Consider the following 16406-nt stretch of genomic DNA (forward strand, 5'->3'; position numbering starts at 1 on the left):
TTCCGTTGAATCTGTGGCGACAGGAAGGGAAGCCTCATGAAGAGAATCCGGATGGCGGCGGCACTCGTCCCGCTCGCCATTCTGACCGCGTGCGGCCAGGCTCCGGAAGCCGAGGTCGCCACGGCGGGAGGCGCGGCCTCCTCGACCGGCCCATCGGCGTCGCCGTCCGCGTCGGCCCAGGAAGACGGTGTGAAGTTCGCCCGTTGCATGCGGGAGAACGGCATCGACATGCCCGACCCGGAACCGGGCGGCGAGCGCGTGAAGATAACGGGGAAAGTCGACAAGAATAAGCTCGACAAAGCCCATGAAGCCTGCCGGGAATACGCCCCGGAGGCGATGAGGAATCCGGTGGACGACCCCGGGGCCCGTGACGCGCTGCTCGCGTTCGCCCGCTGCATGCGGGAGAACGGCATCGACGTCCCCGATCCCGACTTCTCCGGCGACGGCGTCGGGATCAAGATCGGCGGCCCGGAGCTGAACCCCCACTCTCCGGAGTTCGAGAAGGCGCACAAGGCCTGCGAGAAGCTCCTGCCCGGCCGGCCCTCGGGGCGGTCGTGAAGCGCGGCGGGGTGGTCACCGGCGCCGCCGCGGCCGTCCTGCTGGCCGGGGGCGGCGCCGCGGCGTTCGTCATGGTCGGCGAGGAGAACACCCCGGCGGCGGCCTCCTCCGCCGCCCCCGCGGCGACCGCCGAGGTGACCCGCTCCGACCTGGTCGACACCGAGGCGGTGGACGGCACGCTCGGCTACTCGGACCGCCTGGCGCTGCCCAACCACGCCCGGGGCACGGTCACCCGGGTCAGGAAGGAGGGCGGCGTCGTACGGCGCGGCGGCTGGCTGTACCGGGTGGACGGCCGGCCGGTGGTCCTGATGTACGGCGACATCCCGGTCTACCGCACGCTGTCGTCCTCCACCTCGGGCAAGGACGTGCGCCAGCTGGAGCGCAACCTCAAGGCGCTCGGCTACGACCCCGGAACCGTGGACGAGGACTTCACCCGGGAGACCGGGCAGGCCGTACGGGAATGGCAGGACGACGCGGGCCTGGAGGAGACCGGGACGGTCGGCGCGGCCCAGGTCGCCGTCGCCCCGGGCGCGGTCAGGATCGCCGAGGTCACCGCCGCGGCCGGGACGTCCGCCGGTCAGTCCGTGGTGACCACGACGAGCACCCGCAGGACCGTCCACGTCGACCTCGACTCCGCCGACCAGCGGCTCGCCAGGGCGGGTGCCCCGGTGACGGTGGACCTGCCGGGCGGCGTTTCCGTCAGGGGCCGCATCGCCGAGGTCGGCACGGTCGCCGAACCGGTCGAGCAGAACGGCCAGCCCACCGGCGAGTCCACGATCGACCTGGAGATCACGCTGGACGACGACGGGGACCTCGGCCGTCTCGACCAGGCCCCCGTCACCGTGAACCTCCGCAGCCAGGTGCGCGAGGACGTGCTGTCCGTTCCGGTCGAAGCCCTGCTCGCCCTGCGCGAGGGCGGGTACGGCGTGCGCCTGGCCGGCGGCCGGGTCATCGCGGTGGAGACGGGGGTGTTCGCGGCCGGGCGGGTCGAGGTGTCCGGCGGGGGCCTCGCCGAGGGGGCGAAGGTCGAGGTGCCGGAGACATGAGCGGTCTCGCGGACGGAGCGGAGCCCGCAGCCCGGCCGGGCGGCCCCGGGCACGGGACGGGACCAGTGGTGGAGCTGAGCGGCGCGGAGAAGAGCTATCCGGGAGGTGTCCGGGCGCTGCGAGGGGTGGACCTGCGGATCGACGCCGGGGAGCTCGTCGCGATCGTGGGCCCCTCGGGATCGGGCAAGTCGACCATGCTGCACCTGATCGGCACGCTGGACCGCCCCTCGGCGGGGACCGTCAGAATCGCCGGGCACGAGGTGGGGTCGCTGACCGACCGGGAGCTGTCGGCGCTGCGCGCCCGCCACATCGGGTTCGTCTTCCAGCACTTCCACCTCGCCGACGGCGTCACCGCGCTCGACAACGTCGCCGACGGCATGCTGTACGCCGGGGTCCCCCGGCGGGAACGGCGGCGGCGGGCGGCCGCGGCACTGGAGCGGGTCGGGCTCGGGCACCGGTTGCGCCACCGGCCGAACGAGCTGTCCGGCGGGGAACGGCAGCGGGTGGCGGTGGCCAGGGCCGTGACCAGGATGTCGGCCGGAGGACCGGCCCTGCTCCTGGCCGACGAGCCGACCGGCAACCTCGACACCGCCTCCGGCGGCGAGGTGCTGGCCGTGCTGCGCGAGCTCAACGACTCCGGCGCCACCGTCGCGATCATCACGCACGACGAGGAGATCGCCGCGGCGGCGCGGCGCAGGATCCGGCTCCGCGACGGTCTGATCGTCGCCGACGAACGGACATCCCGGGAACAGACATCCCGGGAACGGACATCCGGCGGGCGGGCACTTTCCGGAGGTACAGGATGAAGCTGCGGCGATCGGGATCCGTGGAGATCACGGAGCCCGCGGCACCGGCCGGGCGACGGTCCGGGCGGGCGGGGGCCGTACGGGATCGCGGGCGGGGCGCGCCGGCGCCCGCGCGGCTCGGCTGGACCGACCTGGTCCGCGTGGGGGCCTCGGGACTGCGGACCCGGCCCGGCCGGGTGATCCTGTCCGCGCTCGGCATCGCGATCGGCATCGCCACCATGGTCGCGGTCGTCGGGATCTCCTCCTCCAGCAAGGCGCGCCTGCTCGGCGAACTCGACCGGCTCGGCACGGACCTGCTCACCGTCTCCCCCGGCCGGACCCTCTTCGGCGAGGACGCCGTGTTGTCGGAGAAGTCGGTCGCGATGACCGCCGGGATCGGTCCCGTCACGGCCGTCGGCGCGACGAGCGGCACCGGCCAGAGCGTGCGGCGGACCGACCGGATCCCGCGAGGGCAGACCGGCGGGCTCAGCGTCCTGGCGGCCTCCCTCGACCTGCCCGGCACCCTGCGGACTCCGGTGGACCGGGGCGTGTGGCTGAACGAGGCGACGGCGGCGCAGCGCGCCGCGGTGCTGGGCTCGGTGGCCGCGCGGCGGCTGGGTGTGCGGGAGACGGGCGACCAGGTGTGGATCGCCGGACAGTGGTGGACGGTCGTCGGCGTGCTGGAGCCGTCCACGCTCGCGCCGGAGATCGACCGGTCGGTGCTCGTCGGGTTCGAGGCCGCCCGGCGGCACCTGGGCTCGGAGGGGAACCCGACCACGCTCTACGTCCGCTCCGACGACGCGTCGGTCACCGCCGTACGGGACGCGCTGCCCAGGACCGTCAACCCGGAGAATCCGGAGGAGGTCGAGGTGAGCAGACCCTCCGACGCGCTGGAGGCCAAGGCGGCGGCCGACGGGGCGTTCACGAACCTGCTGCTCGGCGTCGGCGCGGTCGCGCTGCTGGTCGGCGGGGTCGGCGTGGCCAACACGATGGTCATCTCGGTGCTGGAGCGCCGCGGGGAGATCGGGCTGCGCCGCTCGCTCGGCGCGACCCGGGGCCAGATCCGCGTCCAGTTCCTGGCCGAGTCGCTGCTGCTGTCCGGCATGGGCGGGGTGGCGGGGGCCGTGCTGGGGACGGCGGTCACGGCCGGCTACGCGGCCGTGCGGGACCTGCCCGCGGTGGTCCCGGTGTGGGCGCCGGCCGGGGGTCTGGCGGCGGCCCTGCTCGTCGGGACGGCGGCGGGGGTGTACCCGGCGGCCCGCGCGGCCCGGATGTCCCCCACCCTCGCGCTGAACACGGCCTGAGCGCGGAGGCGGCGACCCTTACGTGATGTTTAACCGGCGGGCCCGAGGATGACCGCCATGCGGGTTCTCATCGCGGAGGACGAGCGGGTGCTCGCCGACATCGTCGCGACCGGGCTGCGGCGCGAGGCCATCGCCGTGGACGTGGTCTACGACGGCGACGCGGCGCTGGAACGGGCGGCGGTCAACGACTACGACGTGATCGTGCTGGACCGGGACCTGCCGGTGGTCCACGGCGACGACGTCTGCCGCCACCTGGTGTCGGAGCGGGTACCGGCGCGGATCATCATGCTGACCGCCGCCGCGGACCTGACGGCGAAGGTCGAGGGGCTGTCAATCGGCGCGGACGACTACCTGTGCAAGCCGTTCGACTTCCCCGAACTGGTGGCCCGGGTGCGCGCGCTGGCCCGCCGTACCCCCCAGGCGGTCCCGCCCGTGCTCAGCCGGGCGGGCATCACCCTGGACCCGGCCCGCCGCGAGGTCTTCCGGGACGGCCGGTACGTCGGGCTGAGCCCGAAGGAGTTCGCCGTCCTGGAGATCCTGCTGCGGGCCGACGGCGCCGTGGTCAGCGCGGAGGACCTGCTGGAGAAGGCATGGGACGAGAACATCAGCTACTTCACCAACTCGGTGCGGGTCATCGTGATGAACCTGCGCAAGAAGCTCGGCCCTCCCCCGGTGGTGGAGACGGTGACGGGTTCGGGGTACCGGCTGCTGGAACGCGGGGCGACGCCGGAAACCCGCCGGTGAGCGCGGGCGGCGGGACGCGGCCCGCGGACCCCCGCGGCGGCGGAGCGGGGCCGGTGAGCGCCCGGCGGATCTCGGTGCGGCTGCGCCTGACCCTGGTCTACGGCAGCCTGTTCTTCGCCGCCGGCGTCATACTCGTTCTGGTCAACTACTTCTTCGTGGAGCGGGTGATCTCGCAGACCGTCCTGACGGCCAAGCCGGGCACGATGTTCAGGTCCGACGGCCCCGCCATCCCGATCCCCCTCGACGCCGACGCCGTCCGGGCTGTCGCCGTGACCAAGGAGACGTACCGCGAGAACGTCATGACCTCGATGTTCCGGTGGTCGCTGGCGGCCGTCGTGATCGTCGGGTGCGTCGGGCTGGTCATCGGGTGGATCGTGGCCCGCCGCGCGCTGGCGCCGCTGCACACGATGACCGAGACCGCCCGGCGCCTCTCGGAGAGCACCCTGCACCGGCGCATCGCCCTGGACGGCCCGCACGACGAGCTGCGGGAGCTGGCCGACACCTTCGACTCCATGCTGGGGCGCCTGGACCGGGCCTTCGACAGCCAGCGCCGGTTCGTCGCCAACGCCTCACACGAGCTGCGCACCCCGCTGGCGATCGACCGGGCGCTGCTCCAGGTGTCCATGACCGACCCCGAACTCCCCCGGCCGGTCAGGCGGGTCGGCGCCGAACTGCTGGAGTCCAACACCCGGCAGCAGCGGCTGATCGAGGGCCTGCTCCTGCTGGCGCAGAGCGAGCGCGAGCTGACCGACCGCCGCCCGGTGGACCTGGCCGAGCTGGCCGGGAGCGCGCTGACCTCGGTCCCCGAGGCCGTCGCCGACCTGCGCCCGGCCCGGGTGGAGGGCGACCCGGTGCTGCTGGAGCGGATGATCGGCAACCTGCTGGACAACGCGGTGAAGTACAACGACGAGCGCGGCCTGGTCGTCCTGCGCACCGGGCGGGACCGCCGGGGAAGCGTCGTCACCGTCGAGAACACCGGCCGCGTCGTCCCCGGAGGCCGGGCCGACGACCTCTTCGAGCCGTTCCGCCGCCTGGACCGCGACCGCACCGGCTCGGCCGCCGGCGCGGGCCTCGGCCTGTCCATCGTCCGCGCCATCGCCCAGGCCCACCGCGGCTCCGCCGAGGCCCGCCCCCGCCCTGACGGCGGCCTGCAGGTCACCGTACGGCTCCCGTCCGCCCCCTGACCGCCCCGTCGCCGATCCGCCGGTCACCGTACGGCCCCCTGACCGCCCCGTCGCCGATCCGCCGACCCCGTACGGCCCCCGTCCGTCCTCACGATGGGACGGCCGTCCTCCTCTCCCCTGCCCCGGCCACGACGTGGGCCGCCGAGCGGGACGCGAGGGTGAGCGCCCCGGGCGGGTCCGCGTGGAGCAGGCGGCCCGCGTACTTCACGATCCGCCCGGTGACCAGCACGGTGTCCACGTCGCCCACTCCCGCGGCGGTGACCACGGCGCCGACCGGGTCGTGGACCGGGGCCAGGCCCGGGCGGTCGGTGCGCAGCAGCACGAGGTCGGCCTGCTTGCCGGGGCGCAGCGACCCGATCCGGTCGTCCATGCCGAGGACGGCGGCGCCCTCGATCGTGGCCGTGCGCAGCACGTCGGCGACGGTCAGCGTGCCGCCCCCGAGCCGGTCCGCCGCGAAGGCGGCGCGCATGGCGGCGAACATGTCGCCCGGGACGTTCGTCACCGTGTCGATGCCCAGGCCGGTGGGGATGCCCGCCGCCCGGAACCGGCCGGTCTCCGGGGCGCCGAAGCCCATCTGCATCTCCACCGCCGGGGTCACGGACGCGACGCCGCCGCCGGCGGCCAGCAGCTTCACGGCCTCGTCGGTGAACCCGTTTCCGTGCACGACCATGACGTCCGGTCCGAGCAGCCCGGCCGCGTGCAGCCGCTCGACCGCGCCGGTCCCGGTGGCGTGCAGGCTGATGCGGAGGCCGAGTTCGCGGGCGAGCCGCCAGTCCGCCCCGGCCCCGGCCGCCGAGCCGTAGACCGGGCCCCAGGCGGCGAGACCGGGGGTGACGAGATCGGAGGATCCGAGCAGCGCGGCGATCCGCCGTACCTCGTCCTCCCGGCGCGCGGCGTCGTCGCTGCGGGGGTGCGCGTAGGCGAAGACCGCCCTGATCCCCGACTCCCGCAGGCCCTGGATCGCGGCGTCGGTGTGCTCGGGGGTGAGCTGGATGTGGGACCAGTCGTGGACCGTGGTGATCCCGGCGTCGAGCGCCTCCAGCGCGCCCCACAGGTTCGCGGCGTAGACGTCCTCGGGGCGGAAGGCGGGGGTCAGCCGGCCGAGGACGAGGTCGAGGTAACCGCCCAGCGTCATGTCGGCCGCGATGGACCGCAGGACGCTCTGCCAGACGTGCCGGTGGGTGTCGACGAAGCCCGGCAGCACGATCATGCCCGTCGCGTCGAGGACCCGGACGTCCGGGGCTCCGTTCGCCGGGGACTCGGCGGACGCCTCCGGCTCCACGGGCCCAGGAGGCTCCGGATGCCTCCGAGGCCCGGCGGTCCCCGCGAGGCCGGGTCCCACGGCGGTGATGACCCCGTCCTCGACGAGCACGTCGGCCCCGGGCAGGACGCGCGGTTCCGGCTCGGTGTCGATCACGGTCCCACCGGTGATGAGGGTGCGCACGAACAGACCCCTTTCGAGATAGCAATCCAGAAAGCTTTCTTAAAAGCTATCAGGTGAGGGAGATACCCTCAATGCCATGCCGAGAGGAGAGAGCGACCACGTCGACGAGATGATCGAGGCGTGGCGGGCCGAACTGCCGCAGACCGCGACCGTGCAGCTGGAGATCGTCAAGCGCGTCGGGCGGCTCAAGGGCCGGGTCGAGGAGGTCACCCAGGCCGTGCTCGGGGAGCACGGCCTGACCTACGCCGACTTCGACGTCCTGGCGACGCTGCGCCGGGCCGGGGCCCCGTACCGGCTCAAGCCGAGCCTGCTGGCCGCACGCTCCTCGCTCACCACCGGCGGCACGAGCAACATCCTGCAGCGGCTCACCGCCGCCGGGCTCGTCGAGCGCGAGCCCGACCCGGCCGACGGGCGCAGTTCGTGGGTACGGCTGACGCCGCTGGGCGTCCGGCGCGCCGAGGAACTGGCCGTGGCCACCACCGAGGCCCACAGAGCCCTGTTCGCCGCCATGCCCGAGGACACCGCCCGGGCCCTGGCCGACCTCCTGCGCGAGGCGCTCCTCGCCCTCGGAGACCGGCCGGGCCCGTCATCGCGTCACCGGTGACCGGCGGCGCGGACGTCCCGCGCCCGGCGGGCGCACCCCCGGGCCACCGCTTCCCGGCGGGCGCGCTCCCGCACGGTCACGCCCCGGCGGGGAGGTTCGGCGGGGTGAAGACGCCGAACAGGTTGCCGGAGACGTCGCGGATGTAGGCGAAGTCGGGCCCGTGGGGGTTGTCGAGCAGCTTGAACACGACCTCGCCCCCCAGCTTCTCCGCGTGCTCGCAGGTGGCCGCGGTGTCGGCGACGACCACCGAGAAGACTCCGTGGTTGGGGAACCGGCCGCCGTTGCCGTACACCCCGCCCTTGGGACCGTCGGCGCCCGGGTAGTCGATCAGCCGGTAGTCCATACCGCCCTTGGCGGAGTCCTCGTCGACGGAGAACGTCCAGCCGAACAGGCCGCCGTAGAACTCCTCCGCGGCCTTGGGGTCGTCGGTGGCGATCTCGAACCAGGCGACGGTGTTGATCATAAGGTGTCCCTTCGGAGTGCTTTCCTCGAACACCTCCACGATGAACCCTGTCGACGACACCCCTATGTCGGTGTTTTCACTCGAGTTTCGGATTTCCGAACACCAGCCCCGGCACCTCGGGGGAGAACCGCTCCGGCGGGTGCTCGGGAGAGGGCTCGTCGGTCTCCTCGGCCCTGGAGATCCGGTCGAGCCGGAAGATCCTGACGTCGCTGCGGTTGCGGCACCAGCCCACGAGATACCAGTGGCCGCCGCGCCCGCCCACGAAGACACCGGGCTCCACCTCGCGTTCGGTGGCCTGGCCCTTGGAGTCGGTGTAGGCGATCCGCAGGACGCGGCGGTGCAGCAGCGCCTGCTCGATCACCCGGGAGACCCGGGGGTACGGCTCCGGCTCGACGAGCAGGTGCACCCGCCCGGCCAGCTCCCTGGCGCGGTCGCCGTCGAGCTCGGGCATGGCGGCCACCAGCTTGCGCAGGGCGCTGCGCGCCTGCCCGGCGAAGGGGCCGTCGCCCGCGCGGCTGAGCGCCACGGCGACCGCGACGGCCTCCTCCGGGGTGAAGTTCAGCGGCGGCAGGGACTTGCTCTTGTCCAGCACGTAACCGCCGCGCCTGCCGGGCTCGGCGTAGATCGGCACGCCGGACTGCTGGAGCGCGGAGATGTCGCGCTCGACCGTGCGCACGCTGACCTCGAACCGCTCGGCGAGGTCGCGGGCGGAACGGGGCCGGGGAGAGATCGCGCGCAGCTCCTCAACCAGGGCGTAGAGCCGGTCGGTACGGTTCACGCCCCCGACGTTACTTCCCGGTGCCGACAACCTCGCCGACCGGGGAACCTAACAGGATGGTCACACAGTTGAACAGGTAAAACGCCCTGGATACGCTGTCCTGACACATCTCATTGGAGCTCAATGGCGCAGAAACACCCGATGGCGCAGAACCCCTCCGGCAAGTCCGGGCCCCAGGCGAAGAAGCAGGGGAAGTCGGGCGTGAAGGCGTCCACGGTCGTCACCCTCGGCACGATCGGCGTCATCGCGCTGGCCGTCATCGGCGCGTGCGCGGCCGATGACGACGACTACGAGGAGATCAACGCCGACTGTGTCGACCTCGGCAACCAGCTGCCCGACGGCTCCTACGAGGTCGTGGACGAGGACTACTGCGACGACGGCTACCACGGCTCGCGCGGCGCCTACGGCTGGTACTACGGGGGACTCCTCGCCGGGACCAGGGTGTCGAAGGGCACCAGCGTGAAGCCGTCCGACGTCTCCATCGTCAGCCGCAACGGCACCGTGATCCAGCGCGGCGGCTTCGGCGGCCGCGGCGGCTCCGGCGGCTGACCCCCGGCCGATGCGACGAGAGACCTCGCTCCCCCGCGACGGCTGGGAGCGCATCATCGAGAGTCAGGGCCTGGCCTACCACCGCACGGCCCACCCCGGCGGCCTCGACCGCCCCTACTGGGACGAGAGCGCGCACTACGTCTTCTCCATGGAGGAGGTCCTCTCCCTGGAGGAGCAGGTCGAGGAGCTGCACCGGATGTGCCTGCACGCGGTGGAGCACGTCGTCGAGCGGGGCCGCTACGCCGACTTCGCCATCCCCGAGTGGGCCGCGCCGGAGATCGCCCGCTCCTGGGAACGGCGCGACCCGCACCTGTACGGCCGCTTCGACCTGCGCTACGACGGCACCGGCCCGGCCAAGCTGCTGGAGTACAACGCCGACACCCCGACCAGCCTGCTGGAGAGCTCGGTCGTGCAGTGGTTCTGGCTCAAGGACCGGTACCCGGACGGCGACCAGTGGAACTCCATCCACGAGCGGCTGATCGACCGCTGGCGGGACATCGCGAAGGTCATGCCCACCGGTCCCGCCCACTTCGCCTGGACCAACCGGGACGAGACCGGCGAGGAGGCCATGACGGTCGCCTACCTGCAGGAGACCGCCGACCAGGCCGGGCTCACGACCGTCGCGGTGGCCATGGAGGACATCGGCTGGGACGGCCTCAACCTGCGGTTCGTGGACATGGAACGGCGGATGATCCGTACGCTCTTCAAGCTCTACCCGTGGGAGTGGGCGATCGCCGACCCGTTCGGGGAGCGGGCCGTGCGCCAGCAGATCTCGATGACCTGGATCGAGCCGCTGTGGAAGATGCTCCTGTCGAACAAGGCGCTGCTCGCCGTCCTGTGGGAGCTGTACCCCGGACACCCGAACCTGCTGCCCGCCTACCTCGACGGCCCCCGCGACCTGCCCGCCCACATCGCCAAGCCGCTGCTGGGGCGGGAGGGCGCGAGCATGCGGATCGTCGGCCCCGGCCGGCATGTCGAGACCGGCGGCTCCTACGGCGCCGAGGGCTACGTCCACCAGGCCTTCGAGGCGCTGCCGTCCTTCGACGGCAGGCGGCCGGTGCTGGGCGCCTGGATGGTCTGCGACGAGTCGGCCGGGCTCGGCATCCGCGAGACCTCGGGACTGATCACCGACGACACGTCGTCCTTCGTGCCCCACCGCATCGAGCTGTGAGGGCAGGATGGTGACGCTCCGTACCCCGGCCCCCGCAGCCTCCTCAGCCCCACGTCCACCAACCTTCACCGCCCGGAGAGAACCCATATGAGTCCCGACTCGCAGCTGATGCGATTTCCCCAGACGGCCGACACCGTGTCCCTCGCCGAGACACTCGCCCGGGACGCGCTCGCCATCGCCTCCTACGCGGCGCTCGGCGTGCTCCTGCTGATCATCGGCTTCTACGTGATCGACCTGGCCACTCCCGGCAAGCTCAGCCGGCTGATCAAGACCGACCGCAACCCCAACGCCACCCTCCTCGCCTCCTCCGGCCTGGCCGCCGTCGGCCTGATCGTCGCGGCCTCCATCTGGTCCTCCGGCGGGGCGCTGCACGAGGGACTGCTGGCGACGCTGGTCTACGGGCTGGTCGGCATCGCCGTACAGACCGTGGCGATGGTCGTCTTCGACCTGGCCGCCGGGATCTCCGTCCGCAAGCTGGTCTCCGAGCCGGAGCTCCAGCCCGGCACGCGCCTGCTCGCCGTCACCCACCTGGCCCTCGGCCTGATCACCGCCGTCGCCGTGATCTAGGGGTGCCCACGACCCGGACGGGCTGGCGCATTCCCGGCGACCTGGCACTCTTTATTCCGTGAACGATCGGATCCGCGAGGACACCACACGCAGGCTGGAGCGGGCCATGGGCGCCCTGGGCACGGCCGCCATGGCCAGGATGGACGAGCGGCTGCCGTGGTTCCGCGCCCTGTCCGCCGAGGACAGGTCCTGGGTGGGACTGGTCGCCCAGGCCGGGATCGCCGCGTTCGTGGAGTGGTTCCAGCACGCCGGGAAGGGACAGCCCGCGCCCAGCATCGAGTTCTTCGGCACCGCGCCCCGGGAGCTGAAGCGGTCCATCTCCCTGCAGCAGACCGTGGACATCGTCCGGACCGTGGTCGAGGTGGTCGAGGCGCAGACGGGAGAGCTGGCCGCGCCGGGCGGAGAGGACCAGCTCCAGCAGGCGATGCTCCGCTACACACGGGACGTCGCCTTCGCCGCCGCGCACGTCTACGCCCGCGAGGCCGAGGCGCGCGGCGCGTGGGACGCGCGGCTGGAGGCGCTGATCGTGGACGCGCTGGTCCGCGGCGAGGTGGACGACGGGCTGCACTCGTGGGCCGCCGCGCTGGGCTGGACGTCCTCCCCGGTGGTGGTGCTCGCCGGACGGACGCCCGACGGCGACCCGCAGGAGGTGATCGACGGGCTGCGCGACCGGGGCCGCAGGGCCGGGCTGGACATGCTGGCCGGCGTCCAGGGGGACCAGCTGATCGTCATCGTCGGGGGCGCCGACAGCGTCGGCGCGGCGGCCAAGCACGTGGTGCCGCGCTTCGGTCCCGGCCCGATCGTGATCGGGCCGGAGGTGAACGACCTGCACACGGCGGCGCGGTCGGCCCGGGCCGCCATCGCCGGGCTGCGGGCCGCCCCCGGGTGGCCGGACGCGCCCCGGCCGGTCCACGCCGAGGACCTGCTCGCCGAGCGGGCCATCGACGGCGACGCGGACGCCAGGGCCCAGCTGGTCGAGAACGTCTACCTGCCGCTGGTGGGCACGCCGCTCCTCGACACGCTCGCGACCTATCTGGAGCAGGGCACGTCTCTGGAGGCGACGGCCCGGCTGCTGTTCGTGCACCCGAACACGGTGCGCTACCGCCTCCGTAAGATCACGGAGATGACCGGATACCAGCCCACGGAGGGGCGCTCGGCCTTCACCCTCCAGGTGGGTCTCATCCTCGGACGGCTATCCGAGCCGACCGTAATATAGATGTCCTTACTTAATTCTTACGAAACCTCCCCTGTATGTTCCCTACAAAAGATTGCGGACAAAGTTCATCCTGATCTCTATCCGTGTGGTGGACCTCTACAGGGCAGGCTGGATTTCGTGCTCGTCATCGTCGCTCCGGGCCAAGGCGCCCAGACCCCAGGCTTCCTGACCCCCTGGCTTGAGATCCCCGGCCTCGCGGACCGGCTGTCCGCGTGGTCCGAGATCGTCGGCCTCGATCTGATCGCCTACGGGACCACCGCCGACGCGGACGAGATCCGTGACACCGCGGTCGCCCAGCCGCTGCTCGTGGCCGCGGGCCTGGTGGCCGCCGAGGCCCTCGGCGTCCTGCCCGGCTCCGGCGCGGCCGGTCCGGGTACGGCCTCGGGCGCGGCAGGTCCGGGCGGGCCGGGCATGGTCGCCGGGCACAGCGTCGGCGAGCTGACCGCCGCCGTCCTGGCCGGCGTCCTCTCCGCCGAGCAGGCCCTGACCCTCGTCCGCGAACGCGGCCGGGCCATGGCCGAGGCCGCCGCGATCACCGAGACCGGCATGGTCGCGGTGCTCGGCGGGATCGAGGAGGACGTGCTCGCCGCGATCGACAAGCAGGGGCTCACCCCGGCCAACATCAACGGCGCCGGGCAGGTCGTGGCCGGCGGCACGCTGGAGCGGCTGGAGGCGTTCAAGGCCGAGCCCCCGGCCCGGGCGCGCCTGATCCCGCTCTCGGTCGCCGGGGCCTTCCACACCGCCCACATGGCACCGGCCGTCGACCGCATGCGCGAGGCCGCCGCCTCGCTCCCGCCCCGCGACCCGTCCGTCGCGCTGCTGTCCAACGCCGACGGCGCCGTGATCACCAGCGGGACCGCGTTCATGGGGCGCCTGGTCGACCAGGTCGCCAACCCGGTGCGCTGGGACGCCTGCATGGCCACGATGGCCGAGCGGGGCGCCACCGCGATGATCGAGCTGCTGCCCGGCGGCACCCTCACCGGCCTGGCCAAGCGCGCGCTGCGCGGGGTCACCGCCGTCGCGCTGAAGACACCCGACGATCTGGACTCCGCCAGGGAGCTCCTCGAGCGGTCCGGGTCCGGCACGACCGGGGAAGGGTGATCGGCCGATGAAGGTCTCACAGGGCGCCCCGGGCGCGAAGATCCTGGCCTTCGGCCATTACCAGCCCTCCAACGTGGTCACCAACGACGATCTGTCGAAGACCATGGAGACCAGCGACGAGTGGATCCGCACCCGGGTCGGCATCCAGGAGCGCCGGATCGCCTCACCCGGCGAGTCCGAGATCGACCTGGCCGTGCAGGGCGGCGGCAAGGCCATCGCGGCGAGCGGGCTGTCGGCCGCGGACATCGACCTGGTGATCGTGGCCACGTGCACCCTGGAGACGCAGATCCCGAACGCGGCCGGCCGGGTGGCCGCCCGGCTCGGCATCAACGCCCCCGGCGCCTTCGACGTGAACACCGCCTGCTCCGGTTTCTGCTACGCGCTGGCGGTCGCCAACGACGCGATCCGGGCGGGATCCGCCACGAACGTGCTGGTCGTCGGCGTGGAGAAGTTCTCACCCTGGATCGACTGGACCGACCGGGCCACCGCGGTGATCTTCGCGGACGGCGCGGGCGCCGCGGTCGTCGGCCCGTCCGACACCCCCGGCATCGGCCCGGTGGTGTGGGGCAGCGACGGCGACAAGTCCGACGCGATCATCGTCAGGGACCGCAACTCCTTCCTGCACCAGGAAGGCCAGACCGTGTTCCGCTGGGCTACGACGTCGCTTCACCCGGTGGCCAGGCAGGCGTGCGAGCGTGCCGGAGTGGATCCCGCCGATCTCGCGGCCTTCGTGCCCCACCAGGCCAACGTGCGCATCATCGAGGCCATCGCCCGAAAGATCGGTGCCGACAACGCCGTCGTCGCCAAGGACATCGTGCTGGCGGGCAACACCTCCGCGGCCTCCATCCCGATGGCCCTGTCCCGGATGATCGAGCGCGGCGAGGTGTCCTCGGGCGGGCTCGCCCTGCTGCTGGGCTTCGGCGCCGGGCTGACCTACGCCGCCCAGGTCGTCGAGATCCCATAGCTGCAGATCCCTGACGCCCAACCCCCTACAGACCTCACATTCCACAATATTTCGCGACATTCGAGATCCTTTCCAAGGCTTGCGCGGTTCCGCCGCGCAGAACGAGAAGAAAACCGACCCAAGGAGAACAAGCGACATGGCCATGACCGAGCAGGAGATCCTCGCTGGTATCGGCAAGATCATCAACGAGATCACCGGCATCCCGGCCGCCGAGGTCACCCCGGAGAAGAACTTCGTGGACGACCTCGACATCGACTCGCTGTCCATGGTCGAGATCGCCGTCGCCGCCCAGGACGAGTTCGGCGTCGAGATCCCCGACGACCAGCTCAAGCACCTGAAGACCGTCAAGGACGTCATCAACTTCATCCAGAGCTGAGGGACACCCTGTGAATCCTCCCTGCCGCGGTCGCCCGGACGGCGCCTCGCCGCGGCGAGGATTCGCAGGACACCCCCCGGTCTCCGTCCGGGAACGGGACGCGGCCCGCGGATCCCCACCCCGTGGCGGGGATCCGCCCACGACCCGCCGACGACCCCCCGGTGGCGCCGTTTCTCCCCGGCAGGCGGCGCCGTACGGCCTCCGCACCTCGCCGCCCGAGGACGCCGGGGACACGACCGGGGACGCCATCCGGCGACGACAGGTCCCGGAGACCCCGCACCGACCCGCGAAATCCAAGGAGTGCAGAACGTGAGTACAGACCGGGCACGTGTCGTCGTCACCGGGTTCGGCGCGACGACGCCCCTCGGTGGGGACGCCGCCTCGACCTGGTCGGCCCTCCTCGCCGGTCAGTCCGGGGTCCGCACGCTCACCGAAGACTGGATCGACTCGGTCCCGGTGAAGTTCGCCGCCACGGCGGCCGTGGACCCGACCGAGGTGCTGCCCCGGCCGGAGGCGCGGCGGCTGGACCGGGCCGAGCAGCTCGCGCTGGTCGCGGCCCGTGAGGCCTGGGCACACGCCGGGATCGAGAAGGTCGACGCCGAACGGCTCGGTGTCGTGGTGGGCAGCGGGATCGGCGGAATCACGACGATCCTGTCGGCCTACGACACCTTCAAGGAGAAGGGCTGGCAGCGGCTCTCGCCGTTCACCGTCCCGATGCTGATGCCGAACGGCCCGGCGGGCTGGATCGGCATCGAGATCGGGGCGCGGGCCGGCGTGCACGCGACCGTCAGCGCCTGCGCGACCGGCGCGGAGTCGATCGGCTACGCCATCGAGATGATCCGCTCGGGCCGGGCCGACGTGGTCGTGGCCGGCGGCACCGAGGCCGCCATCCACCCGCTGAACATCGGCTCCTTCGCCGCGATGCGCGCCATGTCCACCCGGAACGACGACCCGCAGGGCGCCTCCCGGCCGTGGGACCGGGCGCGTGACGGATTCGTGCTCGGCGAGGGCGCCGGCATCCTCGTGCTGGAGTCGGAGGAGCACGCCCGCGCCCGGGGCGCCACGATCTACGCGGTGGCCGCCGGCGTCGGCTACTCGGCCGACGCCCACCACATCGCCCAGCCCGAGCCGACCGGCGCCGGCGTCATGCTGGCCATGCGCCGCGCCCTGGAGAACTCCGGCCTCACCGGCCAGGACGTCAAGCACGTGAACGCGCACGCCACCTCCACCCCCGCGGGCGACGTGGTGGAGACCATCGCGATCAATGAGATCATCGGCGGCCACCCGCTGGTGACCGCCACCAAGTCGATGACCGGCCATCTGCTCGGCGGGGCCGGGGGCATCGAGTCGGTTTTCACCGTCCTGGCATTGCACGAGCGGATCGCCCCTGCAACGATCAACGTGGACGACCCCGACGACGGCATCGAGGTGGAGCTCGTGCTCGGCGCCCCGCGCCCGCTGCCGGACGGCCAGATCGCGGCGATCAACAACTCCTTCGGGTTCGGCGGACACGACGTCGCCGTGGCCTTCACCAGCGTCTGACAGGAGCTCC

The 16406-nt window shown here is 72.6% G+C and carries 18 protein-coding genes; 15 read left to right on the top strand and 3 right to left on the bottom strand.

From position 1 onward, the window contains the following. The first annotated feature begins 36 nt into the window (after positions 1 to 36). Genes IEZ08_RS13365 through IEZ08_RS13390 form a run of 6 tightly spaced genes read left to right on the top strand, consistent with a single transcriptional unit; the run spans position 37 to position 5621 of the window. Positions 37 to 558: a hypothetical protein gene (locus IEZ08_RS13365; RefSeq protein WP_068925374.1), complete on the top strand. Its 522-nt coding sequence runs from the start codon at positions 37 to 39 to the stop codon at positions 556 to 558. Further along, positions 555 to 1604 carry a peptidoglycan-binding domain-containing protein gene (locus IEZ08_RS13370; RefSeq protein ID WP_068925376.1) on the top strand — a complete coding sequence of 350 codons (1050 nt, stop codon included), beginning with the start codon at positions 555 to 557 and terminating at the stop codon, positions 1602 to 1604. The genes IEZ08_RS13365 and IEZ08_RS13370 overlap by 4 nt, the downstream gene beginning before the upstream one ends. Continuing rightward, complete coding sequence (locus IEZ08_RS13375) at positions 1601 to 2410, top strand: ABC transporter ATP-binding protein (protein WP_189242230.1); 810 nt, start codon at positions 1601 to 1603, stop codon at positions 2408 to 2410. Before IEZ08_RS13370 ends, IEZ08_RS13375 begins: the two co-directional genes overlap by 4 nt. Continuing rightward, positions 2407 to 3693 (top strand): ABC transporter permease, encoded by a 1287-nt coding sequence (locus IEZ08_RS13380; RefSeq protein ID WP_189242231.1) that lies wholly within the window; start codon positions 2407 to 2409, stop codon positions 3691 to 3693. Before IEZ08_RS13375 ends, IEZ08_RS13380 begins: the two co-directional genes overlap by 4 nt. Before the next feature lie 57 nt (positions 3694 to 3750). Continuing rightward, positions 3751 to 4437 carry a response regulator transcription factor gene (locus IEZ08_RS13385; protein ID WP_068925380.1) on the top strand — a complete coding sequence of 229 codons (687 nt, stop codon included), beginning with the start codon at positions 3751 to 3753 and terminating at the stop codon, positions 4435 to 4437. A gap of 53 nt (positions 4438 to 4490) precedes the next feature. Further along, on the top strand, positions 4491 to 5621 hold the full coding sequence (locus tag IEZ08_RS13390) for an ATP-binding protein (protein WP_068925382.1): 1131 nt from the start codon (positions 4491 to 4493) through the stop codon (positions 5619 to 5621). Positions 5622 to 5709: 88 nt separating this feature from the next. On the opposite strand, the gene IEZ08_RS13395 is transcribed toward IEZ08_RS13390, so the two are convergent. After that, the gene (locus tag IEZ08_RS13395; RefSeq protein WP_203863371.1) at positions 5710 to 7065 is read right to left on the bottom strand and encodes an amidohydrolase family protein; all 1356 of its coding nucleotides are present in this window, start codon (positions 7063 to 7065) and stop codon (positions 5710 to 5712) included. A gap of 76 nt (positions 7066 to 7141) precedes the next feature. On the opposite strand from IEZ08_RS13395, the gene IEZ08_RS13400 reads away from it, so the two are divergent. Beyond that, positions 7142 to 7669: a MarR family winged helix-turn-helix transcriptional regulator gene (locus tag IEZ08_RS13400; protein ID WP_068925387.1), complete on the top strand. Its 528-nt coding sequence runs from the start codon at positions 7142 to 7144 to the stop codon at positions 7667 to 7669. A 76-nt stretch (positions 7670 to 7745) separates the two neighbouring features. Here IEZ08_RS13400 and IEZ08_RS13405 read toward each other — a convergent pair whose 3' ends face one another. Continuing rightward, positions 7746 to 8132 carry a VOC family protein gene (locus IEZ08_RS13405; RefSeq protein ID WP_189242232.1) on the bottom strand — a complete coding sequence of 129 codons (387 nt, stop codon included), beginning with the start codon at positions 8130 to 8132 and terminating at the stop codon, positions 7746 to 7748. Positions 8133 to 8208: 76 nt separating this feature from the next. Next, positions 8209 to 8910, bottom strand: a complete 702-nt coding sequence (locus IEZ08_RS13410; protein WP_068925390.1) for a helix-turn-helix transcriptional regulator — start codon at positions 8908 to 8910, stop codon at positions 8209 to 8211. A gap of 141 nt (positions 8911 to 9051) precedes the next feature. Here IEZ08_RS13410 and IEZ08_RS13415 point away from each other — a divergent pair, with 141 nt between their 5' ends. The 8 genes from IEZ08_RS13415 (at position 9052) to fabF (ending at position 16396) form a co-directional block, all read left to right on the top strand. Continuing rightward, positions 9052 to 9459 (top strand): hypothetical protein, encoded by a 408-nt coding sequence (locus tag IEZ08_RS13415; protein WP_068929012.1) that lies wholly within the window; start codon positions 9052 to 9054, stop codon positions 9457 to 9459. Positions 9460 to 9469: 10 nt separating this feature from the next. Then, a complete protein-coding gene (locus IEZ08_RS13420) occupies positions 9470 to 10630 on the top strand; it encodes a glutathionylspermidine synthase family protein (RefSeq protein ID WP_068925392.1) in 1161 nt (386 codons plus the stop codon). Positions 10631 to 10717: 87 nt separating this feature from the next. Beyond that, the gene (locus tag IEZ08_RS13425; protein ID WP_084780497.1) at positions 10718 to 11197 is read left to right on the top strand and encodes a DUF350 domain-containing protein; all 480 of its coding nucleotides are present in this window, start codon (positions 10718 to 10720) and stop codon (positions 11195 to 11197) included. A gap of 106 nt (positions 11198 to 11303) precedes the next feature. Next, entirely contained in the window at positions 11304 to 12413 is a 1110-nt protein-coding gene (locus tag IEZ08_RS13430; protein WP_068925394.1) for a PucR family transcriptional regulator, read from the top strand. Positions 12414 to 12530: 117 nt separating this feature from the next. Beyond that, positions 12531 to 13514 (top strand): ACP S-malonyltransferase, encoded by a 984-nt coding sequence (locus tag IEZ08_RS13435; RefSeq protein WP_189242233.1) that lies wholly within the window; start codon positions 12531 to 12533, stop codon positions 13512 to 13514. Positions 13515 to 13521: 7 nt separating this feature from the next. Continuing rightward, entirely contained in the window at positions 13522 to 14478 is a 957-nt protein-coding gene (locus tag IEZ08_RS13440) for a beta-ketoacyl-ACP synthase III (protein WP_068925398.1), read from the top strand. A 136-nt stretch (positions 14479 to 14614) separates the two neighbouring features. After that, on the top strand, positions 14615 to 14854 hold the full coding sequence (locus IEZ08_RS13445; protein ID WP_068925400.1) for an acyl carrier protein: 240 nt from the start codon (positions 14615 to 14617) through the stop codon (positions 14852 to 14854). A gap of 309 nt (positions 14855 to 15163) precedes the next feature. Further along, complete coding sequence (gene fabF / locus IEZ08_RS13450) at positions 15164 to 16396, top strand: beta-ketoacyl-ACP synthase II (RefSeq protein WP_068925402.1); 1233 nt, start codon at positions 15164 to 15166, stop codon at positions 16394 to 16396. The last annotated feature ends 10 nt before the right edge of the window (positions 16397 to 16406 follow it).

The sequence above is a fragment of the Planobispora rosea genome, from assembly GCF_014648175.1.
GTDB classification, from domain to species: domain Bacteria; phylum Actinomycetota; class Actinomycetes; order Streptosporangiales; family Streptosporangiaceae; genus Planobispora; species Planobispora rosea.